This window comes from Stenotrophomonas sp. PvP093 (assembly GCF_017876915.1).
Classification (GTDB): Bacteria; Pseudomonadota; Gammaproteobacteria; order Xanthomonadales; family Xanthomonadaceae; genus Stenotrophomonas; species Stenotrophomonas muris.
Map to the genome: position 1 here is coordinate 252,787 of NZ_JAGIOX010000001.1, position 25,336 is coordinate 278,122.

Below are 25,336 nucleotides of genomic sequence, written 5' to 3' on the forward strand. Positions count from 1 at the left end.
GCCCCCTGCTGGTTCAGTTCGGCAGGGGCACGCCCTTCGGCCACAGCATCCAGATGTTGCCCTTCTGCTTCATGTCGCCGGCCAGCTTGCCGGCGGCATCGCCACTGCCCCAGTACAGGTCGGCGCGCACCTCGCCGGCGATGGCGCCGCCGGTGTCCTGCGCAGCCACCGGGCGTACCACGGGCGTGCCATCGGGGCGCGTGGTCGACAGCCACAGCAGGCTGCCCAGCGGCACCACGGTACGGTCCACCGCCACGCTGTAGCCCGCAGTGAGCGGCACGTTCAGTGAACCGCGCGGGCCTTCCGGGCTGTCCGGATTGCGCACGAAGAACACGTAGCTGGGATTGCTGCGCAGCAGTTCCGGCACGCGCGCGGGATTGGCCCGGGCCCAGGCGCGGATCGCGTCCATGGTGACGTCTTCCTTCTTCAGCTGGCCCTGGTCCATCAGCCAACGACCGATGGCACGGTAGGGGTGGCCGTTCTGTTCCGCATAGGCCAGCCGTACCTGCTTGCCATCGGCCAGGCGCACGCGGCCGGACCCCTGGATCTGCAGCAACTGCAGGTCCATCGGATCGGTCAGCCAGGCCAGCACCGGCGCCTTGGCGCCCTTGGCCGCGATGGTGCCGGCGTCGTCATAGGGCTTGAGCACCTTGCCTTCGACGCGCCCGCGCAGGCGCTTGCCCTTCAGTTCCGGGTAGAGGCTGTCCAGCTGCACCACCACCAGATCATCCGGCGTGCCGTAGACCGGCACCGTCGCCTTGTCGGTGCGGGTCAGGCTGCCGGGGTAGATCGGCTCGTAGTAGCCGGTGATCAGTCCGTCGGCCTGATGGCCACCGGCACGCAGCGCATAGGCATCGAGGTCGCGCTGCAGGAACTGGCGGATCGCGGCCGGGTTCTTGTCTGACACCGCTGCGGCGGTGGCGCAGGGCTTGGCCCAGACAGCGTCGTTTTTCAGGCGGGCGCAGCTGCTGCGCCAGGCCACGAAGCCGGCCTGCAGATCAGCATCGGAGACCGCTGGCAGGGCTTTCCAGCCGACCTTGGCGTAGGTGGCCGCCGGCGGCGAGGTCGGCGTGGGCGCTTCGGAGCCCGTGCGGGGAGCGGTGGTGGCGCAACCGGCGAGCACCGCCGCTGCCAACAGGGTCCAGTTCTTGCGCTTGAAGAAGGTAGCGGAATCGATCATGCCGCCATGGTGGCGGGCCGGCTGCTGGGCGGCAACCCAGCGCGAGGCCGAGCGTTCATGCGCGGGGTCACGGCGTCTGCAGCAGCAGCGAGTGCAGGATGCGGGCGTCTTCGGCATCCAGCGTCTTCGGCAGGTCGTCGCGGCCACGGAAACGGCGGTGGAAGGCGGCGACGGTGGCTTCGCGGTTGTCCAGCGGATAGCCGAAGCGGGCCAGGGCATTCCACGCGTCGAGACCTTCCGGTGCCGCGCCGTCGGCCGCGCGCGGCCACACGCCGAAGCCGGCCTCGGCCAACTGCTGCCATGGGAAGAAGCGGCTCGGATCCTGCTTGCGCGTCGGCGCCAGGTCGGCATGGCCAATCACCTGGCGCGGCGGGATGTTCAGGCGCGTGGTGAGATCACGCAGCAGCACGATCAGCGATTCGATCTGTGCCGCACTGAACGGGCTGCGGCCATCGTTGTCGAGCTCGATACCGATCGAAGCCGAATTGAGATCGGTGATGGTGCCCCAGCGCCCGGCGCCGGCGTGCCAGGCACGGCGCTCATCAGCGACCAGCTGGTAACGATGGCCATCGGCGCCGATCAGGTAGTGCGCACTGACCGGCCCACCGCTGTTGGCCGTGCGCAACGTATGCAGGCTCTGCTGCACCGATTTCTGCTCGGTGTGGTGGATGACGATGATGACCGGGGTGCGCGCGTTCTGGTTGGGTGATGGGACCCAGGTGGCGAGCGGGTTGTGCTGCACAGGCGCGGTGGCGGTGCAGGCCGCCAGGACCAGCACTGAGAGGGCGGACAGCAGCAGGCGAGGGAGACTCATGGTGTGATTCTAACCACAGGCGATGAAGAGTCGCGGTCGCGAGATCCCGGACCAGCACGTCCCGACTTCAGTGTTCGGGGTCGAAGCAGCCGCCGGCCTGAGTGAACCTTTGGACGGCGTCCTCCCCCTCTGCCTCGTACTCGATGGCGAACGGCATGGGCGGACGATGCTTCTTGTGCGGATTCATGCTTCGAAACACTGCGTAGCCCTCAAGCACAGCCAATATCTGGGGTCGCGTCAGCAAGACAACGTCCTGGGAGTTCCATCGCGAATACACCAGGAGGAAATCGGCTGCCCGCAGGACGGCATGCCCCTCTCCATAGTGGACGCATGCGCTGCCCTCGTCATCCCTTGTGGGCGCAGCAAAGGCACTGCGGGTCCGCAGTTCGCTGCCGCAGCCGAGATGGCCGAAGTCTCCATCCAGCCATGCTGCGATTTCACCGACACCCCGTCCCTGCCCATGGTGGACGACCGGCGCGTCACCGATCTTCTCTTCTCCGGAAGGAACGTGGCAATCGCCGGTCCAGTAGGGGAAAAGAACTGCACGGATAGTCATTCGAAACCCATTCCCTGGTGCCGCAACGGAAACCCCTGTCCCACTTCCAGTCTACCCGACCTGATCAAGGATCACGTCAATCACGCCTGCCCGCTCAAGGCGTGACTTCACTCCCTCACTGACGATCAGTGCAGCACCGAAGTTGTCCACATGATCCACATCACCCAGCACCCATTTGCTGCCAATGCCGCTGCATGGACGGAGCCTGAAATAGTTCACGCCTGCTCCTTGCGCGCTGGACGCCGTTCGGAATCTGGGGCGACACCCGCCCCGACAACGGGACAGGTCGTCCTGATCCAGAGCACAGCTTGAAGGAAAAGGGCATCTTCTACGAGAAGCCGTTCCGCAAAAGGCGCTTCAGGCGATGGGGAACAGCGGCCCACGACTCCAGGGCACTCCGGCATCGGAGAACAGCCGTTCGATCTCATCCTGGAATCCTGGATGAAATGTCGTCTCACCGCTCGACTGCGAACGCAGGTAACGCGAGACCAGATCCAGGCACAGCTCCGTCGCTTCCATGTAGGTATCCAGCCACAGCACCTGCCCCTCGTCGGAAAGCTGATCCGGACGGACAACCGAGAGCTTGTGGCAGAAGGCATCGATGCTGGAAAGCCCCAGCTCCGGAGGCAGGCCGTAGGAGAGTCGCCACAGACCGGAGGAAAGGCAGCGATAGGTGAGCTCCACAGCGAAGCTCCAGTGTTCTCGATCTCCTGCGCCGGCCACACTACGCACCAGCGCATGCGGACTGTAGTCGTCCAGGGTCAGCAGGTAGACATACCATTCGATGTCTTCCATCACTGCTGCGGAAGTCGCCTGAATCACGCCTACTCCGTTCTGTAGTCCATCGAGGTCGTTGGAGGCGTGTACACGCCCACCTGCAGACAGCCATTGGAGCAGGAACGGTAGAGCCACGCCATGCGTGGATGGGCTACCCGCTGTGCCGACCAACGGTCGGCACCCACCAGAGCAGGAACAGTGCCGAGCAAGCTCGGCACCCACCAGAGCTGTAGAAGTGCCGACCAACGGTCGGCACCCACCACGTCAGTGCGCCGCCACGTCAGGCCTCGTAGGCGGACTCGCCGTGCGAAGTCACATCCAGGCCGGTGCGTTCGGCCTCTTCGGTCACCCGCAGGCCGACCACGACCTTGACCACCAGCAGGATGACCGCGGTCACCACCGCCGACCACACCACGGTCAGGCCGACGCTGACCACCTGCACCCAGACCTGATGGGCGATATCCAGATCGGCCTTTGTGCCGCCCAGCGACTGCGCACTGAACACGCCGGTGAGGATCGCGCCGACGATGCCGCCGACACCATGCACACCGAACACGTCGGCGGTGTCGTCCACCTTCAGCAGGCGCTTCAGGCCGGTCACGCCCCACACGCAGACCACGCCGGCGACAAAACCGATGACGATCGCGCCAAGCGGCCCGACGGTGCCACAGGCCGGGGTGATGCCGACCAGACCGGCCACCGCACCCGACGCAGCGCCCAGCGCCGACGGCTTGCCCTTGCCGATCGCCTCCACCAGGGTCCAGCCAAGCACGGCAGCGGCGGTGGCCAGCACGGTGTTGAGGAAGGCAAGCGAGGCCACGGTGTCGGCCGCTGCTGCCGAGCCGGCGTTGAAGCCGAACCAGCCCACCCACAGCAGCATCGCGCCGATGTAGGTAAACGGCACATTGTGCGGCTTCAGCGCGGTCTGGCCATAGCCCAGGCGCTTGCCGACGAACCACGCGCCGACCAGGCCGGCGACGCCCGCGTTGATGTGGACCACGGTACCGCCGGCGAAGTCGATGGCACCCAGCTCACCCAGGTAGCCGCCACCCCAGACGATATGTGCCATCGGGATGTAGCTGAGGGTGAACCACAGCGCCGAGAACAGCAGCACCGCGCGGAACTTGATGCGCTCGGCGAAGGCACCGACGATCAGCGCGGTGGTGATGCCGGCAAAGGTCGACTGGAACGCGACGAACAGATAGTCCGGCAGGCCCTTGATCGGCGTGTTGCCCACCGACTCCGGGGTGAAGCCCTTGAGGAAGGCGAATTCGGTGAACGAGCCGAAGAACGGATTGCCGGCGCTGAACACCGCGCTGTAGCCATAGGCCACCCACAGCAGCAGCACCAGCGAGAACACCACCAGGATCTGGCTGAGCACCGACAGCACATTCTTCGAACGCACCAGGCCGCCGTAGAACAGGGCCAGGCCCGGTACCACCATCAACAGCACCAGCAGGGTCGAGGTGAGCATCCAGGCGACGTCGCCACGATCATAGGCGGCGGCCGCTTCGGCCACGGCCGGCGCCGCGGCGGTGGCGGCCGCATCGTGCAGCGGCTCGACCGCCACGCTTTCGCTCGGCAACGGCGATACCTGGGCCTGGGCATGGGCGCTGCCCGGCCAGGCACCGGCGGCCAGTGCGCTGAGCAGCATCAACAGGCACACCAGATGGAACCGGGCTTGCCACCCGGTGAGAAGGCGCATCTTCATGGGGGGAATCTCCGGAAGGGGGTTACAGCGCGTCGGCACCGATTTCGCCGGTGCGGATGCGGATGACCTGTTCGACGGCGGTGACGAATATCTTGCCGTCACCGATCTTGCCGGTGCCTGCCGACGACTGGATCGCTTCGATCACCGCGTCGGCACGCTCGTCGGTGACCACCGTTTCGATCTTGATCTTGGGCAGGAAATCGACGACGTACTCGGCGCCGCGATACAGCTCGGTGTGGCCCTTCTGGCGACCGAAACCTTTCACTTCGGTCACGGTGATGCCCGACACGCCTGCATCGGACAGGGCCTCGCGGACCTCGTCGAGCTTGAACGGTCGGATGATGGCGGAGATCAGTTTCATGCGCATGTCCCGAGGGTGGATGGGGCCAGCGCGCCAGCGCGCGTTGGCATCAGGCAACCACGGGTCATCAGGATGATGACCGTGGCTGTTGCACCGGACACGTACAGGGCCGGGACGGCCGTGCCTCTCTCCTTGCACGACCGACGCGGGAGGGAGGGCGGCCCTGGTCGCGTATCCGGTCTCTCTCTTGCCCCTGGATAGGGATCAGCGCCCATTCGTAAACGAATGGGATCCGACCCCGATCTGACCGCGGCTCCCCAGCCGCGAAAACGGAAGCGATGGCGGCGGGTGGGAGGGGGAACCCACCGCCATCGCATCCGGTCAGCTGGCGTAGTACAGCTGGTATTCCAGCGGGTGGGTGGCCGCGCGGAACTTGGTCACTTCCTGCATCTTCAGCGCGATGTAGCCGTCGATGAAGTCATCGCTCATCACGCCGCCGGCCTTCAGGAACTCGCGGTCCTTGTCCAGCGCTTCCAGCGCCTGGTCCAGCGAGGAGCAGACCTGCGGGATCAGCTTCTCTTCCTCCGGCGGCAGGTCGTACAGGTCCTTGTCGCTCGGTGCACCCGGGTCGATCTGGTTCTTGATGCCGTCCAGGCCGGCCATCATCAGTGCGGTGAAGGTCAGGTAGCCGGACTGGATCGGGTCCGGGAAGCGCATTTCGATGCGGCGCGCCTTCGGGTTGGACACCCACGGAATGCGGCACGAGGCCGAACGGTTGCGGGCCGAGTAGGCCAGCATCACCGGCGCCTCGAAGCCCGGCACCAGGCGCTTGTAGCTGTTGGTGCCCGAGTTGGCGAAGGCATTGATGGCCTTGGCGTGCTTGAAGATGCCGCCGATGTACCACAGCGCCAGCTGGCTCAGGCCACCGTAGCCGTCACCGGAGAACAGGTTGGTGCCGCCCTTGGACAGCGACTGATGCACGTGCATGCCGCTGCCGTTGTCGCCCACGATCGGCTTGGGCATGAAGGTGACGGTCTTGCCGTTGCGGTGCGCGACGTTCTTGATCACGTACTTCATGCGCAGCAGTTCATCGGCCTTCTGCACTAGGGTGCTGAACTTGGTGCCGATCTCGCACTGGCCGGCGGTGGCCACTTCGTGGTGCTGCACTTCCACTTCGATGCCGACCTGTTCCAGGGTCTTGCACATCTCGGCGCGCAGGTCGTGCAGGGTGTCGGTCGGCGGCACGGGGAAGTAGCCGCCCTTCACGCCCGGACGGTAGCCGCTGTTGGCGCCGTCGTACTTGGCGCCGCTGTTCCAGGCGGCTTCTTCGGAATCGACCTTGAAGAAGGTGTTGCCCATTTCATTGGCGAAACGGACCGAGTCGAAGATGAAGAACTCCGGCTCCGGGCCGAAGAACGCGGTTTCGGCGATGCCGGAGGACTTCAGGTAGGCCTCGGCGCGCTTGGCGATGCCGCGCGGGCAGCGGCCGTACGGCTGCATGGTGGCCGGATCGAGGATGTCGCAGCTGATCACGATGGTCGGATCTGCGTAGAACGGGTCGACGTAGGCGCTGGTGGTGTCGGGCAGCAGGACCATGTCCGATTCGTTGATGCCCTTCCAGCCGGCGATCGAGCTGCCGTCGAACATCTTGCCTTCTTCGAACAGCGACGGTTCGACAATGCTGACCGGGAAGGTGACGTGCTGCTCGACGCCACGCATATCCACGAAACGCAGATCGACGAACTCGATCTGGTTGTCCTTGATCAGCTTCTCAACGTTTTCCACGGACATCGGTACGACCTCGGATGGGGATGAATGCCTGCTGAGGTACAGCAACGACCGTGCCAACTTTTCGCTGGCCGCAAGTCATTGATTTCAAAAAGGGCGCTCCGTGGCGGTGCAGAACGTTGCGCACCAAACGGGTGCACCCGCCACCAGACGCACCCGTTTGGTGCGGCAGGGATCGTCTATCCTCTCGACCTTCTTCCTTCCGCCGCGCGTCACGCACCGTCCATGTCCGACCTGCTCTCCGCCCTGCTGCTGGGCATCCTCGAAGGCTTGACCGAATTCCTGCCGATCTCCAGCACCGGCCACCTGCTCATCGCCCAGCACTGGCTGGGTGCCCGCTCGGACTTCTTCAACATCGTCATCCAGGCCGGCGCGATCGTGGCCGTGGTGCTGGTGTTCCGCCAGCGCCTGCTGCAGCTGGCCACCGGCTTCAACCAGCGCGAGAACCGTGAGTACGTGTTCAAGCTGGGCGCCGCCTTCCTGGTCACCGCCGTGGTCGGCCTGGTGGTGCGCAAGGCCGGCTGGTCGCTGCCGGAGACGGTCAGCCCGGTGGCCTGGGCATTGATCATCGGTGGTGTCTGGATGCTGCTGGTGGAGGCCTACACCGCGCGCCTGCCCGACCGCGACCAGGTGACCTGGACGGTGGCGATCGGCGTGGGCCTGGCACAGGTCGTGGCCGGCGTGTTCCCCGGCACCTCGCGCTCGGCCTCGGCGATCTTCCTGGCCATGCTGCTGGGCCTGAGCCGCCGCGCCGCCGCCGCCGAGTTCGTGTTCCTGGTCGGCATTCCCACCATGTTCGCCGCCAGCGCCTACACCTTCCTGGAAATGGCCAAGGCCGGGCAGCTGGGCAGCGAGGACTGGGCCGACGTGGGCGTGGCCTTCCTTGCCGCGGCCATCACCGGCTTCGTCGTAGTGAAGTGGCTGATGGGCTACATCAAGTCGCACAGGTTCACCGCCTTCGCGATCTACCGCATCGCACTGGGCGCGGCGCTGCTGCTGTGGTTGCCCTCCGGCAGCTGAACAGCGCCGGGGTACGGTAACCCCGTTGCCGGCCCCACCCCGTTTCCCCCACGGTTCCCCAAGGAGAATCACCATGAACCGCAAGCTCACCCTGCTCCTCCCGCTGGCCCTGATGGCCGCCTGCAGCCAGACCCCGGCCCCGGCCGGCACCGGCGGCGACGACGTGGCCCCGGCCGCGGCCAAGGCAGCAGACCAGCAGACGCTGGCGCACCTGGATGCGCAGCGCCTGCAGAGCCAGCACTGGCTGCTGCAGCAGGCCACCGGCGCCGACGGCAAGCGCATCGACGCGCTGTTCGCCCGCGAAGACAAGCCGGTCACCCTGGACTTCGCAGATGGCCGACTGTCGGTCAGCAACACCTGCAACCGCATGGGCGGCGGCTACACCCTGGCCGACGGCAAGCTGACGGTCAGCGCGATGGCCTCGACCATGATGGCCTGCACCGACAAGGCGCTGATGGCGCTGGACGAAGCCGTGTCGAGCCGCCTGCAGGGCGAGCTGAAGGCCGAGCAGGATGCCGATGGCAAGCTGACGCTGACCAACGCCAAGGGCGACGTGCTGGTGTTCAACCCGGAGCCGACCGCTGAAACCCGCTACGGCGGCGCCGGCGAAACCGTGTTCCTGGAAGTGGCCGCCAAGACGCAGAAGTGCTCGCACCCGCTGATCCCGGACTACCAGTGCCTGCAGGTGCGCGAAGTGAAGTTCGACGACAAGGGCCTGAAGCAGGGTGAGCCGGGCAAGTTCGAGAACTTCTACGGCACCATCGAGGGCTACACCCACGAAGACGGCGTGCGCAACGTGGTGCGCGTGAAGCGCTACGAAGTGAAGAACCCGCCGGCCGATGCGCCGTCGCAGGCGTACGTGCTGGACATGGTGGTCGAGTCGGCCATCGAGAAGAAGTAAATAAACAGAAGGGCGGCCACGAGGTCGCCCTTCTACGTTCTGTAGCGTCGACGCAGCCCCACGTGCCAGCCTTGCCACGATGAAGATTCTCGCCATATCCGGCAGCGCGCGCCGGCAGTCGACCAACACCGCTCTGCTGGTGGCCCTGAAAGCCATCGCGCCGCCCGGCATGGAGATCGAGGTCTACGCCGGGGTCGGCGAACTTCCGGTGTTCTCCCCCGATCTGGAAGGCACCGATGAACCCTGCAGCGTGACGCGCTTCAAGGCGGCCATCGCCCGCAGCGACGGTGTGCTGGTGTGCAGCCCTGAATACGTGCGTGGCATTCCCGGCGGATTGAAGAATGCGATCGACTGGCTCGTATCCGGCGACCAGATCGTCGGTCGGCCCATTGCGTTAGTGCATGCGTCCCATCGTGGCGAGGACATGCTGCAGGCACTTCGCGCGGTGCTGTCCACGGTCAGTGCCGCGTTCAGTACAACGCTGTTCCTGCGTGTACCGGTGCTGGGCCTGGAACCGGAGGAGATCTTCGAGGTGCTTCAGTCGGAAGTGCATCGCGCCGAAGCGGATGCGTTCCTGGCAGGGTTTGCTGTTTACTGCAGGTCCATTGCGTAGCAGAAGCAGCCGAGCATGGGCTCGGCTCTACAAGGCAAAGTCGAGCATGGCTCGACTCTGCAGAAAGCAAAGCCGGGCATGCCCCGGCCCTACAAGGGCTCTCAGCCCAGCGCCGGGTTCAACGTGTAGGTGCCGTGCAGTGCCGCTTCGGCGAGCACGTGGCCGTGCATGGCGCGGTAGGCGTCGGCGGCGGTGAAGCGTGCCGGCAGCTGCAGCGATGCCACGTCCAGCGCGAACACGCGGAAGAAGTAGTGGTGCAGGCGTTCGTCGTTGAACGGCGGGTACGGGCCGTCATAGCCCAGGTAGTCACCGGCCATGTCCGGATTGCCTGCGAACCAGCCGGTGAAGTCGTTCAGGCCCTGACGGCTGCCGGCCGGGCCGGCCGGTTTGGACTTGCCCTTCACCACGAAGCCGTCGCTGCAGCTGCCTGCGGCGATCTCGCGCACCGAGGCCGGAATGTCGGCCATTACCCAATGCACGAAATCACAGCGCGGCTGGTCGCGCGGCACGCTCATGTCGGTGCGGCCGACCGTCTCCGGCACGGTCGGCACGTCCGGATCGACACACACCAGCAGGAACGAACGGGTGCCCTCCGGCACATCGCTCCAGGCCAGGTGCGGATTGCGGTCCGGTGCGAAGCCCGCGGCATCGCCGGCGGCGAATTCGCGGTCGATCGGTGCACCGTTGGTCAGGCTGTGGCTGCTCAGTTGCATCGGCGTGTCCTCACTCTTCCGGATAACCCAGGCGCACCGCGATCGGGGTGAGCTTGGCGAAGGCGGCGCTCATCACGTCGCGGTAGTTGCGCCAGTGGCCCGGCGGGAAGCGCGGCGCACCCAGTTGCGCGGCTGGCGGCATCGGCCGCTCGAACAGGCGGCCCAGCAGTTCGGCCATCGCCTGCGGATCGTTGCCGATCTGGTCGATGCGCAGCAGCACCTGCGGGTACAGATCGTCCTCGTGCAGGGCGGCGACCTGGGCCAGCGCGCGCGCCAGCCATTCGCTGGCTTCGGCCAGCGAGGTCATTGCCAGAGGTGCGGCGGCACCGTAGGCCACCCAGTCCAGCAGCATGTCGCGCGGATCGCGCAGCACCACCAGCAGGCGGCCCTGCGGCAGCTGCGGGCGCAGCGCCCACAGCAGCGCGTTGTCCCACCACAGCAGCCAGTCGATGATCGCGTCGTCCTGCACGCCGCGCGACGGCAGCTGTTCGCGCCAGCGCTGCACCAGCCGCTCCGGGGTCAGCACGCCCGAGGCAAGGTCCTGCAGCGTGTGGTAGTTCTGGAACGCGTCGTCGGGTGCGTTGGAGGTATAGCGGTCGCTGCGCAGCACCGGGCTGGCGGCGGCCAGGCCGGTCGCCACGCGCTCCACGCCCGAACCCGGCGCGCCCCACAGGAAGATCGGCGCGGAAGTGGCATCACCGTCGATCTCGCCCTTGTCCGGCCAGCTCGGCGGCGCCTTGGCCTGCGGCGGCAGCGGCAGGCGCTGCGGTGCCTGGTCGGCCTGCAGTGCCAGCCAGGTCTGCAGCGCGTCTTCGTGCTGCCCGGCGCGATCCTGGATCTCACCCAGCCAGGTGCGCAGGTCGGCGCGGTGGCCTTCCGGTGCCATGTCGATCAGCGCCTGCACGCGGGCGACCGCGGCGGCCGGATCGCGCTGCAGCAGGCCTTCGACCAGGCGGGTTTCGCCGCTGACGCGGCCCGGTTCGAGGTTGACGATGCGCTCGGCGATCGCTTCGGCCTGGGCGTGTTCGCCCACCATGTCGTGCAGGCGCAGGCGCGCTTCCAGCGCCGGCAGGTGGCCCGGCATCGCGTCCATCCAGCGCTCGACCGTGGCGGCGGCGGTGGCACTGCCGACCTCTTCCACCGCCAGGCGTGCCAGCCACAGGTCGTGCAGCTGCGGGTGCTGCTCCAGGGCGGCATCCAGGCGTGCGCGGGCCTCGTCTTCGCGGCCCAGGCGCTGCCAGGACATCAGCAGCAACTGCAGTACGTCGCGGTCGTCAGGCAGCGATTCCAGCAACGGCAGCAGGTGCTCCAGCGCCTGCAGCGGCTGGCCGCTGCGCAGTGCCAGTTCGCCGGCCAGGCGGCGCATCGATGGCGTATCCAGGCCCTGCTGCTGCAGCGCGATCTGCATCGCTTCGGCGGCAGCGTCCAGGTTGCCCTGGCGCATGGCCAGCTGCACCACCAGGCCATGCAGCGAGGCGATGGTCGGGTTCAGTTCCAGCACGCGGCGGAACGCCTGCTCGGCGAAGGCCAGCATGTTCTTGCCCAGGTAGGCGAAGCCCAGTGCGTAGAGCACGCGAATGTCGTTGGGCTGGGCCTGGTTGGCGGCCGACAGCAGCGTCAGCGCGCGATCGGCATCATCGCGGCGCAGCGCGATCATGCCGTCGATGGTCAGCAGTTCCGGGTGGTCCGGTTCGACACGCGAGGCCAGGGTGGACAGGCGCTGCGCTTCATCGAAATCGTTGCGGCCGATCGCCAGGTGGGCCTGCATCAGGTAGGCAGCGAAGGCGTTCGGGTCCAGCCCGGTGGTGCGCGTCAGTGCTTCGCCAGCGCCGTCGAACTGGCGCAGGGCCAGCAGCAGGCCTGCGTGCTGCAGGTGCAGCTGGGCATTGTCCGGGGCCAGCTGCAGCGCCTGCTGCAGGGCCTCCATCGCGTCCTCGGCCTTGCCCTGCTGCTGCAGCGCAAGCGCCAGCCAGCGGTGGGCCTCGGCCTGGCCGGGTTCATCACGGGTCCACGCCTGGGCCAGCTGCACGGCCTGGTCGGCCTCGTTCTGGCGCAACGCTTGGATGATCTGGTCTTGCATGGCGGTCCGGTTCAAGGGCAAACCCGCATTGTAGCGGCCTGCGCGCCCGTGCCGGTTCAGCCTTGCAGCACGCGCTGCAGGCGCTGCGCCACCCAGCGCTCGGAGAAGCCGTCACCGCGCCAGTTTTCCAGGAAGGCACAGTGGCCGCCCCAGCAGGCGGTTTCCAGGTGCGCCTGGCGCGGCAGCTGCCAGTCGCTGAAGGTCGCGTACGGGATCACCGGGTCGTCCTGTGCCATCAGGATGTCGGCCGGCACCTGCAGCGAGGACAGGCGATCGCCGGCAATCGAGTAGCCGTCGAAATAGGCCTGCAACGAGCCGAAACTGGTGTGGCGCTCGACCAGCCAGGCGGTCAACGCACGGATGTCCAGCTTCAGCACGCGGTCGTCGCAGTCGCTCAGTTCGGGGAACAGGTCGCGCTTGCGCCGCAACGAACCGGCCCACTTGCGGCGGAAGTACCAGTCGTACATTGCCGGGCCGTTCTCGATGCTCTCCATGGTCAGCGCCGGGTCCAGCACCGGGCATACCGAGGCGACGCGCAGCAGCGGCACGCCGGCCGCCGGCGCACGCAGGGCCAGGCGCAGCACGAAGTTGCCGCCCAGCGAGTAGCCGGCGGCCACCAGCGGCAGCTGCGGCCAGCGCTGGGCGATATCGCCTGCGGCATGCACCACTTCGTCGATCAGGTTGGAGTGGAAGATGCCGGGGTTGAGGTGATGGGTATTGCCGTGGTCGCGGAAATTCAGCCGCACCACGTCGAAGCCCTGTTCGAGCATGCGCGCGGCCGCCATGCGCATGTAGCTGGATTCGGCACTGCCTTCCCAGCCATGCAGCAGCAGGGCCATGCCCTTGGGTTCGCGGCCTTCGACATGGCTGTGCCAGCCCTGCAGGCGCACGCCGTCGCCGCCGTCGAGGATCAGTTCTTCGCTGATCGCGCCGGTCGCGGCCAGCAGCAGCAGGCCGCGCTGCAGGCGCATGCGGCTGGAGCTGAGCATCGACTGCAGGTGCGGATTGCGCAGCCAGCGCGGTGGCTGGTAGTCAGCCGCGTGCAGCGTCGGCGTGCCGGCGTCCAGGACGGGTGGCGGGATCAGGGCCACCGCACCCTCACTGCGTGCTCATGGCCGCCACGATGCGCGCGCGCGACGTCTCCGCGATGCGCCGACGGCCTTCCAGGTCCTGCGCACCGATCGGTGCCAGGAAATGCACTTCCGCACGCCGCGCCGGCTCACCGAGCAGGCGCAGGAAATTGGCGAAGAAACTCTCGCCGGGGCCGAACGCGACAATGGTCTGCGCGTCGCCCTTGAGCCCGTACACCAGAGCCACCGGCTGCACCGGCACGCCGGTCTCAACCGCCGCCTGGAAGATGCGGGCATGGAACGGGCCCACTTCGTGGCCACCGCGGGTACGCCCTTCGGGGAACACGCCCACTGCCTTGCCTTCGCGCAGGCGATCGGCCATCACCTGCATCACGCCACCGAGCGATTCGGTGTTGCCGCGCTGGTGGAAGATGGTCTGCCCGCGCGCGGCCAGCCACCCGACCAGCGGCCAGCTGGCGATCTCGCGCTTGGCGACGAAGCCCATCATGCGCTGGCTGTGCAGGATGCAGATGTCGACCCAGCTGACGTGGTTGGCGACGAACAGCACGGCGCCGGGCAGCGGCCTGCCGATCTGCACCAGGCGGAAGCCGAAGATCCACATCAGCCCCCCCTGCCACCAGTTGACCACTTTGGCCCCCAGGGTCGCCTCGCCCACGCGCAGTTCGCCCCACGGCCGAAGCATGCCGATCAGGATGAGCGGCAGGAACACGATGATGTGGACCAACAGCAGCGGTACGCGGTACAGGTAACGGCACACACGCGCCACGCCGCCGCGGGGGGCCGGAGTGGGGGAAGTCATCCGCGCACGATACCGGAGGGCCGTCATCGCTGCCAGCCGATTTAGGCCATAACACCCATCGACCGGGGCAATCGGCAGGGAACGCTGGGTTCCGCTGCCGTCACCGCCCGTCCGGGGCTCAGCCGTGGCCGGCCGCCACCACCGCCAGGGTCAGCCGCGAGATGCACACCAGCCGGCCCTGCTCGTCCTCGATGCGGATCTCCCACAGCTGGGTGCTGCGGCCCACGTGCAGCGCGCGGGCGGTGCCGGTGACCGTGCCCGAACGCACCGCACGCACGTGGTTGGCGTTGATTTCCAGCCCCACGCAGATCTGCTTGGCCGTATCCACACACAGGTTGCCGGCGCTGCTGCCCAGGGTCTCGGCCAGCACCACCGACGCGCCGCCATGCAGGATGCCGTAGGGCTGGCGGGTGCGCTCGTCCACCGGCATGGTGGCCTGCAGCCAGTCGTCACCGGCCGCGCTGAAGATGATGCCCAGCGACGCGATCGCGGTGTTGCGGCTGAGCGTATTGAGCTGCTCGAGGGAAACGGCTTCGCGGAACACCTGGGTCATGCGGGCACCTTCAGAGGATGGGAACGAGGCCGGCGCCGAATGCGGTCAGCATGCGTACCAGCAGCCACTTCGGGCCGACATTGACCTCGGGGAAATCACCCACGGCGACATAGCAGCGGTGGAAGCCCGGGTCCTGCCGGGGCAACGGCTGCGGGCAGTCCGGGCCGGGCTTGAACTCGTAGTCGGTGGCATAGCGCCACGGCCAGAAGTCGAGGATCGGCAGTGCTTCGGAGGCCTTGCCGACGCTGTAGTTGAGCCCGGACAGCACCGGCGGCTTGGCCCGCGGCGCCACCGTCCACGAGTTCTGCGGGTGGGTGTCGCGCAGGATGCTCTCGGCCAGCTGCTCGGCGAAGGCCGGGTCATCGATGATCACCGCGCCTTCGGTGTTGTAGTTCTCGCTGCGCGGGTCGAAGTTGTGGGTGCCGACCACGCCGATGCGGCGATCGACCACCAGCGACTTGGCATGCAGGCCCATGCGCGCGCCCTTGCGGGTGACCGGCAACGGCTTGTTGACCGCCTTGCTGCCCAGGAACGAGGGCCGGGTCTCGGTGCGCAGCAGGCGGGTTTCGACCTCGCTGCCGGCCGCACGGCGGCGCTCGCGCGCGTTCTGGTAGGCACTGCCGGTGCGCGGATGGTTCACCGCCCCCTGCTTGCCGGCGGGTGCCGGGTGCTCATCGCGATCGCGACGGTCGCCGGCATTGCTGCCGGCAGCACTGCCGCCGATCAGCGGGTTGCGCCCGCCGTCGTCGTCGCCTTCCGGCGCGGCGATCGGGTCGGGCAGCAGGTTGCGGTAATCGACCGGTGCATCCAGCGGGAACGGCTTGTATTCGAAGATGTTGAAGCCCAGTTCACGCATGTTGCGCCGCTTGTACTTGTACGACAGCGCATAGACGATCGGGTTGTCGGTCGCCGCCAGGCTGTTGCTGGACACCACCACGCGCGGCGGCTGCGGTCGCTTGCGCAGCTCGCGGAACAGCTTCTGCGCCGGTTTGGACAGCACCAGGTACGGCGTCTGCAGGATCACTTCCTTCTGCGCGCCGGCGATCAGCGCATCCAGCTGCGGCTCGGTCACGTGCTGTCCGGCCAGCGGCGCATCGGCCTTCTCGCGCCGGTGCTTGCGCGGCAGGTCGGCGACATAGCGCACCGAGGCCACCGGCAACGCGGTATCGACGAAGGAACGGCTGACGAAGTCCATGTCATTGGCTTCGGCACTGACCCGCTCCACCCGCTCGGGGCGGCGGAAGCTGGCCGGCGGCAGGGTCGGCACGCCCTCGCGCAGCAGGGTGCGGCCGACATCGTTCAGGCGCTCGGCCGGCACGCTGCGCCTGGCGCGCCAGAAGGCATCGAAGTTGGCCGCCATCGCCCGCGCCTCCGGGCCGGCGATCAGCACGTCGCGGTCGCGGAAGTTGTACTCGCGGTCCCAGTCGTAATAGTCGTCCTGGTAGTTGCGGCCGCCGACCACGCCGATCGCATCGTCGATCACCAGCAGCTTGTTGTGCATGCGCTGGTTGAAGCGGCGGAAGCAGCACAGCACGCTGCCGGCATAGTCGAAGTAGTTCAGCCGGGCCTTGCCGAAGGTCGGGTTGTAGACCCGCAGCTGGAAGTTCTGGTGCGCGCCGGACAGGGCGCCGAGGATCTGCAGGTCGGAGATCGCCGAGAGCTGGTCGATCAGCACCCGCACCTTCACCCCGCGCCGCGACGCGGCCAGCAGCTCGTCGATGACCAGCCGGGCACTGTCGTCCTTGTCGAAGATGTAGGTCTGCAGGTCGATGCTGCGGGTGGCGCTGCGCAGCAGGTTCAGGCGCGCGACCAGGGCGCCCTCGCCCTCGTCGAGCAGGGTGGCGTAGTGGCGTGGCTGTTCCGGGGTGGATTCGGTGAACGCCCGGCCCGCCAGCGCACGCAACGGCGAGTCCTGCGCGCAGCGGTCGGCGCGCTGGCAGTCGACGTCGGTCGAGCGCGCCTGCACGGCAATCGCTTCGGCACGGTCACGCTCGGCATGCGAGAGCGATGCACAACCGCTGCCCAGCAACACGGTTGCCAGCGCCAGGACGCGCAGCAGGAGGTTCACGGTTTCGGCGCCTCGCTCAGGCGCGCACGCAATACGAAGGTCACTCGGTCACTCAAGGCTAGCTGCCAGCTGTCCATTCCGTACCGGCCTCGCTGCACGGTACCGCGGCTGACGACGTCGCAATCATAGCCGGGTCGGGCGCACTCCGCCTTCTCGACCTGCAATGACTCGGGGTGGCTGATGCCGCGCAGGGTCAGCCGGCCGTTGATGGCGCCGCCCTGCTCCACGGTCTCCGGCCAGTAGGGCAGCGAGTCGAACTCGACCACCGGATGGCGCCCGGCATCGAAGAACTCCTCGCCGCGCATCCAGCCGGTATAGCGCGCCTTGCCGGGGATCTCCACCGAGCGGGTGAACATCTTCAGGTGCACCTGGTGACGGCCGTCGGACAGGATCTCGATACGCCCCTCGAAGTGCGGGAACACGCCTTCGATGCGCTGGCCGAATCGGGTGCGCACCTCGAAGCCGATCCGCGAGCGCTGGGTATCCAGGCGCAATACCCGTGGCGCCTCGGCGGACACGGGCGGCAACGGGGTCGGTGGGGGCGCCGCGGCCCAGGCCGGGCCGAGCGCCAGCAACGCGGGCAGCAGGAAGCGGCTGCGCCGCGCCAGGCTCATCGGATCACGGCCACCAGAACGCGTTCAGGCTGGCCACGCCGGGTTCGATCGAGGCCTCGCGCGGGAAGCCAAGCACGGCCACGCCGCCCGGCGGCATGCCGCGATAGTCACTGCTGGTGCCGTCGGTCATCAGGGCCACCAGCTGCTCCAGGCCCGGGTTGTGGCCGACGATCAGCACCCGGTCCAGGTCACGACGCTCGTCCACCAGCGCTGCCAGGGTGCCCGGGGTGGCTTCGTAGATCCGGTCTTCCAGGCGCTTTTCGACATAGCCGATGGCCGTCATCACCGCTTCCAGGGTCTCGCGGGTACGTCGCGACGGCGAGCACAGCACGCAGTCGGGCAGCAGGTTGTTTTCCTTCAACCACTTGCCGGCGGCTTCGGCCTCGGCGAGCCCCACCGGCGACAGCGGCCGGTCGAGGTCGGCCTGGCCGGAAACGGCGGGTTCGGCATGGGCATGGCGCAGCAGGATCAGTTCACGCATCGCGGGTTTCCATGGAGAAGAGGATGCAGCAGGAGAAGTGAGGCAGGCATCAAAGCTTGAGCCAGGACAGCAGCGGCTCCCAGTCGGCCTGGTGTTCGCGCACCTGGGCGGAGCGATAGTCGAACAGGCTGCGGCCCAGGCCGGTCATGACCACGTAGCTCTGGCTGTCACGCAGCTGCGCGACCACCGGGTATGGCCATTCGGCCAGCATCTGCAGCGCCTGCTGCGAGGTCTGGGTCCAGGGTTTGGTGCGGTTGAGGACCAGCCCCACCGGCAGCTTGCGGCTGTGCACGCGCGGGTTCTGGGCCAGGCTGTTGAGGAAGCCGACGATGGCTTCGATATCCAGCGCCGAGGGCAGCACCGGCACCACCACGGCGTCGGCCGCGTCCAGGAAATGGGGGATATCGTCGGCCAGCGCACCGGCCGGTGCATCGATGATGACGGTATCGGTACCGTCGGGCAGCTTCTGCGCCCACTGCTTCTTCCGATACACATCGATGGGGAGCACCGCGCTTTCCAGCCCTGCACGCCGTTGTGCCCAGCGGGTGCTGGAGCCCTGCGGGTCGGCATCGGCGATCACCGTGGCCTTGCCCTGCAATGCCGCGTACGCGGCCAGGTGGGTGGCGACGGTGGTCTTGCCCACCCCGCCCTTGGAACCGGCCACCAGGATCGTCTTCATGCCAGCCTCGCTTCCGGGTACGTGCCCCGAGCGTACACCGGCGGTGGTGACGGGAGGTAGCACCGTGCTGAACCAGTGGCCATCGCCTTTGCTATCGTGGCGCCCCCGAAGGATCGAACCGGCATGAGCGAACTGCAGGACCTGAGCGCACTGATCCGCGCCAATACCCCCCTGATCGTGATCGAGACCCAGGATGAGGCCCGCATCGTCGAGCTGTTCCGGCAGACGCTGATGCACGTGTGGCGGGCCCTGCACCGCTGGTCCATCACCGAGGGCCTGCGTCGCATCGACCTGGACCGCGAGGACCCGCCGGTCGGCCCGCCCGATGCCAGCGCCGCCCTGCAGATGATCCGCCAGGCCGATCAGCGGGGTGTCTACCTGCTGCTCGATTTCCACCCCTACCTGGGGTATGCCAGCCACCAGCGCGCGCTGCGCGACCTGATCCAGCGCCGCCATAGCGAGCCGCATGTGCTGGTGCTGATCGGCGCCAAGGTCGAGCTGCCGGCCGAGCTGGAGGCCCTGGCGGTGCGCTTCAACCCGCGCCTGCCCGATGCCAATGCCCTGCTGAAGATGCTGCGCGAGGAGGCCGACGCCTATGCGCGCGAACACGGCGGCCGCCGTGTCGAGGTCGACAGCGAGGCGGTGAAGAAGATCCTGAAGAACCTGCAGGGCCTGAGCCTGGTCGATGCCCGCCGCATCGCCCGCCAGCTGATCTACGCCGATGGCGCGCTGCGCGACGACGACCTGCCGCAGCTGGCACGGCTGAAGTTCGAGCTGCTCAACCGCAGCGGCCACCTGTTCTTCGAGCATGACAGCGCGCGCTTCGGCGACGTGGCCGGTGCCAACCGGCTCAAGCGCTGGATCAGCCAGCGCCGGGTGGCCTTCATCGCCGGCTCGGCACCGGCCGGCCTGGATCCGCCGCGCGGCATGTTGCTGCTGGGCGTGCAGGGCTGCGGCAAATCGATGCTGGCCAAGGCCACCGCCGCCGGCTTCGGCGTACCGCTGCTGCGCCTGGACGTGGGCGCGCTGTACAACAAGTACCACGGCGAGACCGAGGCCAACCTGCGCCAGGCGCTGGCCTCGGCCGAGCAGCTGGCGCCCTGCGTGTTGTGGATGGACGAGATCGAGAAGGGCCTGGCCAGCGGTGGCGAGGACGGTGGCGTATCGCGCCGCGTGCTCGGCTACCTGCTGACCTGGATGGCCGAACGCAGGGCGCCGGTCTTCATCGTCGCCACCGCCAACCAGGTACACGAGTTGCCGGCCGAACTGCTGCGCAAGGGCCGCTTTGACGAGATCTTCTTCGTCGACCTGCCCACGCCTGAGGTGCGTGTGGAGCTGCTGCGGCTGCACCTGGGGCGACGCCAGCTCAACGGCGACGACTTCGCGCTGCCGGCGCTGGCGGCCGCGGCCAATGGTTTCTCCGGCGCCGAGATCGAGCAGGCGATCGTGGCCGGGCTGTATGCGGCGCACGCCGAAGGCCGGCCGTTGGATACCGAGCTGCTGATGAACGAGATCCGTGCGACGCGGCCGCTGTCGGTGCTGATGGCCGAGCAGGTAGAGGCACTGCGGGCATGGGCGTCGGGGCGGACGGTTTCCGCGGACGATTGAGGGGTTCCGGCGAACGGCGCAGCCCCTCGTGGCTGGTTGCTGAAAGCAACAGCAGCGGTTGGCGATCAGCCACGTGGAAGAAAGAAAAAGAGCAGAAGCAAAAGCAAAAGCGGTTGGCTGGCTGCTCTTGAGGCCCTGGGGTCAGATCCGTTTTCCAGAGGAAAACGGATCTGACCCCAGTTCGATTTCTATCCCTGGCAGATCTCATCCACGCATGGCATGGACCTACCGTGTCGACCAAGGTCGACACCTACCAAAAGCCGCCGGAACCTGTCGAAGGCGGGGCACTGTGGGTTTGCGGGGTGTGAGCCGCATGGATGCGGCGACCAAGCCCCCATGGATGGGTTTACGGCGGCCCCGCAAACCCACAGTGCCCCGCCATCCCGCAGGAAGCCCGCTGTTGCTTCGGCTGCTGCAGTTGCTCCAGCCGTTGCCTCTGCGGGTGCCGGGTGCAACCCGGCCCCCCCCTCCCTCAGGGCCAGGCCGGCGGCGCGGCCGCCCAGGCCTGCTGCACTTCCGCCAGCGAGGCGCGCTCGTCGTCACGCCACAACGGCAACAACTGCGCAAAGCGGCTGCTGTCGCTCCATTGCGTCGGCTCGGTACGCACCGCTGCGGCATACCACTGCACCGCCTCCTGCTTCTGCCCGGCCCGCCACAGCGCCAGCGCATAGGTGGGTGGCAGCCAGCCCGGCTTGCTCAGCGAACCACCGGCAGCAGCCTGCCATTGCTCCAGGGCGGCTTCGGGCTGGCCCTGACGCAGCAGGTCCCAGCCGTAATTCCAGCGCACGCTACGGCCCAGGCTGCCCTGCACCGGCGCATCCTTCAGTGCTTCGCGATACAGCTGTTCACCCAGCTCGGTGCGGCCCTGCGCAATGGCCACCGACGCCAGCTGCACGGTGGCCTCCACGGTACGCCGGCCGCGCTCGCGCTGTTTGAGCAGCTGCGCCACCAGCGCATCCCCGTCGGACTGGACCACGACCATCGGCACGGCGGCCGCATCGCTGTCGAAGTAGAACTCCTGTGGTGCCGGCACCGCCGGCGCGGCCCACACGGGGGCCGTTCCCGAGACCAGCAACATGCTGCCCAGGATCTTTGCTGCAACTGACATCCCTTCTCCCCAGGCCGCAACCGCAGCCTCCCTCTCTCTCCCCGATCCTAACCCCAGCATGGCCGCCGGCGCGAGTGCCGGGCCGGTCGGGCCTCGCTGCTACAATTCGCGCCTTTCCCGCCGCGTGCCTGCACGCGGCCGGTGCCAGCCGATCCTGACCGGGCCAGCCATGACCAGTACCGCGCAACTCACTTCGCCCTCTTCCGCCGACCTGATCGACCGTGACTACACGCTCGACCACAAGTACACCCGCAACGAGGGGCGGATCTACCTGAGTGGCGTGCAGGCGCTGGTGAAACTGCCGTTGATGCAGCGGCTGCGCGACGCGCACGAAGGCATCGACAGCGCCGGTTTCGTCAGTGGCTACCGTGGCAGCCCGCTGGGCGGCTTCGACCTGGAGCTGTGGCGCGCGCGCAAGCACCTCGACGCGGCCAAGGTGAAGTTCACCCCCGGCCTGAACGAGGACCTGGGCGCCACCATGGTGTGGGGCACCCAGCAGACCAACCTGTTCCCCGGCGCCAACGTGCAGGGCGTGTTCGGCATGTGGTACGGCAAGGGCCCGGGCGTGGACCGCTGCGGCGACGTGTTCAAGCACGCCAATGCCGCCGGCACCTCGCGCCATGGCGGCGTGCTGGCGCTGGCCGCCGATGACCACGCCTGCCGCAGTTCAACCCTGCCGCATGGCAGCGAGGACGAGTTCGTCAGCGCCATGATGCCGGTGCTGAACCCGGCCGGCGTGCAGGACATCCTGGACATGGGCCTGCTGGGCTGGGCGATGAGCCGCTACACCGGCCGCTGGGTCGGCTTCAAGACGATCGCCGAGACGGTGGAATCGTCGGCCTCGGTCGAGGTCGACCCGATGGCGCGCCGCATCGTGCTGCCGGAAGACTTCGAAATGCCTACGGGCGGCCTCAACATCCGCTGGCCGGACCCGCCGCTGGACCAGGAAATGCGCCTGCACCGCTATGCGGTGAAGGCCGCACAGGCGTTCGCCCGCGCCAACGGCATCGACAAGGTGGTGATGGACGCGCCGCGCGCGCGGCTGGGCATCGTCACCACCGGCAAGAGCTATTTGGATGTGCTGCAGGCGCTGGAATACCTGGGCCTGGACGAAGCCGCCTGCGCCGACATCGGCATCCGCGTGTACAAGGTCGGCATGACCTGGCCGCTGGAGCCGCAGGGCATCGCGCGCTTCGCGCAGGGCCTGGAAGACATCATCGTGGTGGAAGAGAAGCGTGCCTTCATCGAGCGCCAGATGAAGGAACAGTTCTTCAACTGGCCGGCCAGCTGGGGCCAGCGCCCGTCCATCGTCGGCAAGTACGACGAGAGCGGTGAGTGGATCCTGCCGTCCACCGGTGAACTGACCCCGGCCACCATCGCCGGCGTGATCGGTCGCCGCATCCAGAAGTTCTTCAACAACGCATCGATCGAGCAGCGCCTGCAGTGGATGCAGGAGAAGGAAGCCGAACTTGCGTTGCCGCGCGCCAGTTTTCCGCGCGTGCCGCACTACTGCTCCGGCTGCCCGCACAACACGTCCACCAACGTGCCGGAAGGCTCGCGTGCGCTGGCCGGCATCGGTTGCCATTACATGGTGACCTGGATGGACCGCAGCACCGATACCTTCACCCACATGGGCGGCGAAGGCGTGACCTGGGCCGGGCAGGCGCCGTTCACCGATACCCCGCACGTGTTCCAGAACCTCGGCGACGGCACCTACTTCCACAGCGGTTCGCTGGCGATCCGCCAGGCGGTCGCGGCCGGCGTCAACATCACCTACAAGATCCTCTACAACGATGCGGTGGCGATGACCGGCGGCCAGCCGGTGGACGGTCCGCTGAGCGTGCCGGACATCGCAAAGCAGATGCGCGCCGAAGGCATCCACACCATCGTGGTGCTGTCGGACAACATCGGCAGGTGGACCGGCCAGCGCGAGCACTTCCCCAGCGACGTCGAGTTCCATGACCGCAGCGAGCTGGACGAAGTGCAGAAGCGCCTGCGCGAAGTGAAGGGTGTTTCGATCCTGATCTACGAACAGACCTGCGCCACCGAGAAGCGCCGCCGCCGCAAGCGCGGCAAGCTGGAAGACCCGCAGAAGCGGGTGCTGATCAATTCGCTGGTCTGCGAAGGCTGCGGCGACTGCGGCAAGAAGAGCTTCTGCGTGTCGGTGCTGCCTAAGGAAACCGAGTTCGGGCGCAAGCGCGAGATCGACCAGTCCAACTGCAACAAGGACTATTCCTGCGTGAACGGCTTCTGCCCGAGCTTCGTCACCGTGCACGGTGGCCAGCCGCGCAAGGGCAGCAAGCGCGATGCGTCCACGCTGCTGGACAACCTGCCGGCACCGACCCTTCGCGACAGCCTGGAACAGCCCTGGAACATCCTGATCACCGGCGTCGGCGGTACCGGCGTGGTGACCATCGGCGCGCTGCTGGGCATGGCCGGCCACCTGGAAGGCAAGGGCGCGACCGTGCTCGACCAGACCGGCCTGGCGCAGAAGGGCGGCGCGGTGACCACGCATATCCGCATTGCCCGTCGCCCTGAAGACATCCACGCCGTGCGTATCGCCGCCGGTGAAGCCGACCTGGTGCTGGGCTGCGACATGGTGGTGGTCAACGATTACTGGGCGCTGTCGAAGGTGCGCGCCGGCCGTTCGCAGGTGGTGCTGAACACCTACGAAGCGATGCCGGGCACGTTCACCACCCGCCCGGACATGCAGTTCCCCGCCGCCGACATCATCGCCGGCGTGCGCGTGGCACTGGGCGGCCAGGAACCACTGCTGCTCGATGCCACCAAGCTGGCCACCGCGCTGCTGGGCGATGCCATCGCCGCCAACCTGTTCATCCTCGGCTACGCCTGGCAGCAGGGCCTGGTGCCGCTGTCGTTCGACTCGCTGATGCGCGCCATCGAACTCAATGGCGCCGCCGTGGCGATGAACCAGCAGGCCTTTGCGTGGGGCCGCCTGGCCGTGGCCGATCCGCAGGCCGTGCAGCAGGCCGCCGGCCTGGTGCGCAACCGCCACACCGATGCCGAATCCACCCCGGGCCCGCTGCATCCGCTGCCGCCAGGCGAGTGGGAGGGCAATGAATGGGGTGCCACTGCGGCACCGCGCAACACCGGCGACGAACGCGAACTGCGCGGCCTGCCCTCGCACGGTGGCGACGTGGCGTTCCTGCCGCTGGATGACGCCCGCCTGTCGCGCTCGCTGGATGAAATGATCGAGCGCCGCGCCGCGTTCCTGGTCGAGTACCAGGACACTGCCTACGCCAACCGCTACCGCCGCCTGGTCGAGCGCGTGCGCACCGCCGAAGCCGAGCGCATCGGCGGCTCCACTGCGCTGACCGAGACCGTGGCCCGCTACCTGTTCAAGCTGATGGCCTACAAGGACGAGTACGAAGTGGCCCGCCTGTACACCAGCGGCGACTTCCAGCGCCGCCTGCAGCAGCAGTTCGAGGGCGATTACCAGCTGCGCTTCCACCTGGCGCCGCCGCTGTTCGCCAAGAAGGATGAGCAGGGCCGGTTGCTGAAGAAGGAATACGGCCCGTGGATGTTCAAGGCCTTCGGCCTGCTGGCCAGGCTGAAGTTCCTGCGTGGCGGCCGCTTCGACGTATTCGGGCGCACCGCGGAACGCCGCATGGAGCGCAAGCTGATCGGCGATTACGAGGCCACCGTGCAGGTACTGCTGGACGGCCTGGATGACGACCGCCTGGCCCTGGCGGTGGAGATTGCCAGCATCCCCGAGCACATCCGCGGCTTCGGCCACGTCAAGGAAGCGCATTTCGAGCAGGCCAAGGCGCGCGAAGCGGCCCTGCTGGCGCAGTGGCGCAATCCGAAGGCGCTGCATATCGTGCAGGTGGCCTGAAGGGAGTGCCGGCCGCTGGCCGGCA

The 25,336-nt window shown here is 67.6% G+C and carries 23 protein-coding genes; 5 read left to right on the forward strand and 18 right to left on the reverse strand.

Going from position 1 to position 25,336, the window contains the following annotated elements:
- Window positions 1-13: 13 nt before the first annotated feature.
- The 8 genes from J3A72_RS01195 to glnA form a co-directional block, all read right to left on the reverse strand.
- Window positions 14-1,180, reverse strand: a complete 1,167-nt coding sequence (locus J3A72_RS01195) for an MltA domain-containing protein (RefSeq protein WP_075075900.1) — start codon at window positions 1,178-1,180, stop codon at window positions 14-16.
- A gap of 67 nt (window positions 1,181-1,247) precedes the next feature.
- On the reverse strand, window positions 1,248-1,994 hold the full coding sequence (locus J3A72_RS01200) for an N-acetylmuramoyl-L-alanine amidase (protein ID WP_075075901.1): 747 nt from the start codon (window positions 1,992-1,994) through the stop codon (window positions 1,248-1,250).
- Window positions 1,995-2,061: 67 nt separating this feature from the next.
- Window positions 2,062-2,550 (reverse strand): hypothetical protein, encoded by a 489-nt coding sequence (locus J3A72_RS01205; RefSeq protein WP_049408341.1) that lies wholly within the window; start codon window positions 2,548-2,550, stop codon window positions 2,062-2,064.
- A gap of 51 nt (window positions 2,551-2,601) precedes the next feature.
- Window positions 2,602-2,769: a hypothetical protein gene (locus tag J3A72_RS01210; RefSeq protein WP_154806562.1), complete on the reverse strand. Its 168-nt coding sequence runs from the start codon at window positions 2,767-2,769 to the stop codon at window positions 2,602-2,604.
- 138 nt (window positions 2,770-2,907) lie between these two features.
- Window positions 2,908-3,345: a hypothetical protein gene (locus J3A72_RS01215; protein WP_069118181.1), complete on the reverse strand. Its 438-nt coding sequence runs from the start codon at window positions 3,343-3,345 to the stop codon at window positions 2,908-2,910.
- Window positions 3,346-3,607: 262 nt separating this feature from the next.
- Complete coding sequence (amt, locus tag J3A72_RS01220; protein ID WP_053495709.1) at window positions 3,608-5,038, reverse strand: ammonium transporter; 1,431 nt, start codon at window positions 5,036-5,038, stop codon at window positions 3,608-3,610.
- Window positions 5,039-5,060: 22 nt separating this feature from the next.
- Window positions 5,061-5,399 carry a P-II family nitrogen regulator gene (locus J3A72_RS01225; protein ID WP_004134334.1) on the reverse strand — a complete coding sequence of 113 codons (339 nt, stop codon included), beginning with the start codon at window positions 5,397-5,399 and terminating at the stop codon, window positions 5,061-5,063.
- A 321-nt stretch (window positions 5,400-5,720) separates the two neighbouring features.
- The gene (gene glnA, locus J3A72_RS01230; protein WP_014645491.1) at window positions 5,721-7,130 is read right to left on the reverse strand and encodes a type I glutamate--ammonia ligase; all 1,410 of its coding nucleotides are present in this window, start codon (window positions 7,128-7,130) and stop codon (window positions 5,721-5,723) included.
- 222 nt (window positions 7,131-7,352) lie between these two features.
- Between glnA and J3A72_RS01235 the strand changes: the two genes are divergently transcribed.
- The 3 genes from J3A72_RS01235 (at window position 7,353) to J3A72_RS01245 (ending at window position 9,661) form a co-directional block, all read left to right on the forward strand.
- Entirely contained in the window at window positions 7,353-8,147 is a 795-nt protein-coding gene (locus tag J3A72_RS01235) for an undecaprenyl-diphosphate phosphatase (RefSeq protein WP_014645490.1), read from the forward strand.
- Window positions 8,148-8,220: 73 nt separating this feature from the next.
- Entirely contained in the window at window positions 8,221-9,048 is an 828-nt protein-coding gene (locus J3A72_RS01240; RefSeq protein ID WP_049420290.1) for an META and DUF4377 domain-containing protein, read from the forward strand.
- A 79-nt stretch (window positions 9,049-9,127) separates the two neighbouring features.
- Window positions 9,128-9,661: an NADPH-dependent FMN reductase gene (locus tag J3A72_RS01245; RefSeq protein ID WP_014645488.1), complete on the forward strand. Its 534-nt coding sequence runs from the start codon at window positions 9,128-9,130 to the stop codon at window positions 9,659-9,661.
- A gap of 101 nt (window positions 9,662-9,762) precedes the next feature.
- Here the strand turns inward: J3A72_RS01245 and J3A72_RS01250 are convergent, their stop codons facing one another.
- The 9 genes from J3A72_RS01250 to J3A72_RS01290 form a co-directional block, all read right to left on the reverse strand.
- Window positions 9,763-10,374: a YbhB/YbcL family Raf kinase inhibitor-like protein gene (locus J3A72_RS01250; RefSeq protein ID WP_032961630.1), complete on the reverse strand. Its 612-nt coding sequence runs from the start codon at window positions 10,372-10,374 to the stop codon at window positions 9,763-9,765.
- Window positions 10,375-10,384: 10 nt separating this feature from the next.
- Window positions 10,385-12,454 (reverse strand): tetratricopeptide repeat protein, encoded by a 2,070-nt coding sequence (locus J3A72_RS01255; protein ID WP_032961627.1) that lies wholly within the window; start codon window positions 12,452-12,454, stop codon window positions 10,385-10,387.
- A gap of 56 nt (window positions 12,455-12,510) precedes the next feature.
- Entirely contained in the window at window positions 12,511-13,500 is a 990-nt protein-coding gene (locus tag J3A72_RS01260) for an alpha/beta fold hydrolase (protein WP_075075959.1), read from the reverse strand.
- 52 nt (window positions 13,501-13,552) lie between these two features.
- The gene (locus tag J3A72_RS01265; RefSeq protein WP_032961622.1) at window positions 13,553-14,344 is read right to left on the reverse strand and encodes a lysophospholipid acyltransferase family protein; all 792 of its coding nucleotides are present in this window, start codon (window positions 14,342-14,344) and stop codon (window positions 13,553-13,555) included.
- A 118-nt stretch (window positions 14,345-14,462) separates the two neighbouring features.
- Window positions 14,463-14,897, reverse strand: coding sequence for a hotdog fold thioesterase (locus J3A72_RS01270; RefSeq protein ID WP_075075902.1), 435 nt, complete (start codon window positions 14,895-14,897; stop codon window positions 14,463-14,465).
- Between the two features lie 10 nt (window positions 14,898-14,907).
- Window positions 14,908-16,965 (reverse strand): phospholipase D family protein, encoded by a 2,058-nt coding sequence (locus J3A72_RS01275; RefSeq protein ID WP_075075903.1) that lies wholly within the window; start codon window positions 16,963-16,965, stop codon window positions 14,908-14,910.
- Window positions 16,962-17,579 carry a YceI family protein gene (locus tag J3A72_RS01280; protein WP_014645483.1) on the reverse strand — a complete coding sequence of 206 codons (618 nt, stop codon included), beginning with the start codon at window positions 17,577-17,579 and terminating at the stop codon, window positions 16,962-16,964. Before J3A72_RS01280 ends, J3A72_RS01275 begins: the two co-directional genes overlap by 4 nt.
- Before the next feature lie 4 nt (window positions 17,580-17,583).
- A complete protein-coding gene (locus J3A72_RS01285; RefSeq protein WP_014035499.1) occupies window positions 17,584-18,060 on the reverse strand; it encodes a histidine phosphatase family protein in 477 nt (158 codons plus the stop codon).
- A gap of 49 nt (window positions 18,061-18,109) precedes the next feature.
- Window positions 18,110-18,739 (reverse strand): ParA family protein, encoded by a 630-nt coding sequence (locus tag J3A72_RS01290; RefSeq protein WP_005420986.1) that lies wholly within the window; start codon window positions 18,737-18,739, stop codon window positions 18,110-18,112.
- A 123-nt stretch (window positions 18,740-18,862) separates the two neighbouring features.
- Between J3A72_RS01290 and J3A72_RS01295 the strand changes: the two genes are divergently transcribed.
- A complete protein-coding gene (locus tag J3A72_RS01295) occupies window positions 18,863-20,347 on the forward strand; it encodes an AAA family ATPase (RefSeq protein ID WP_075075904.1) in 1,485 nt (494 codons plus the stop codon).
- Between the two features lie 472 nt (window positions 20,348-20,819).
- On the opposite strand, the gene J3A72_RS01300 is transcribed toward J3A72_RS01295, so the two are convergent.
- Window positions 20,820-21,455 (reverse strand): tetratricopeptide repeat protein, encoded by a 636-nt coding sequence (locus J3A72_RS01300; RefSeq protein WP_049405446.1) that lies wholly within the window; start codon window positions 21,453-21,455, stop codon window positions 20,820-20,822.
- Between the two features lie 169 nt (window positions 21,456-21,624).
- On the opposite strand from J3A72_RS01300, the gene J3A72_RS01305 reads away from it, so the two are divergent.
- Window positions 21,625-25,311, forward strand: coding sequence for an indolepyruvate ferredoxin oxidoreductase family protein (locus J3A72_RS01305; protein ID WP_075075905.1), 3,687 nt, complete (start codon window positions 21,625-21,627; stop codon window positions 25,309-25,311).
- The last annotated feature ends 25 nt before the right edge of the window (window positions 25,312-25,336 follow it).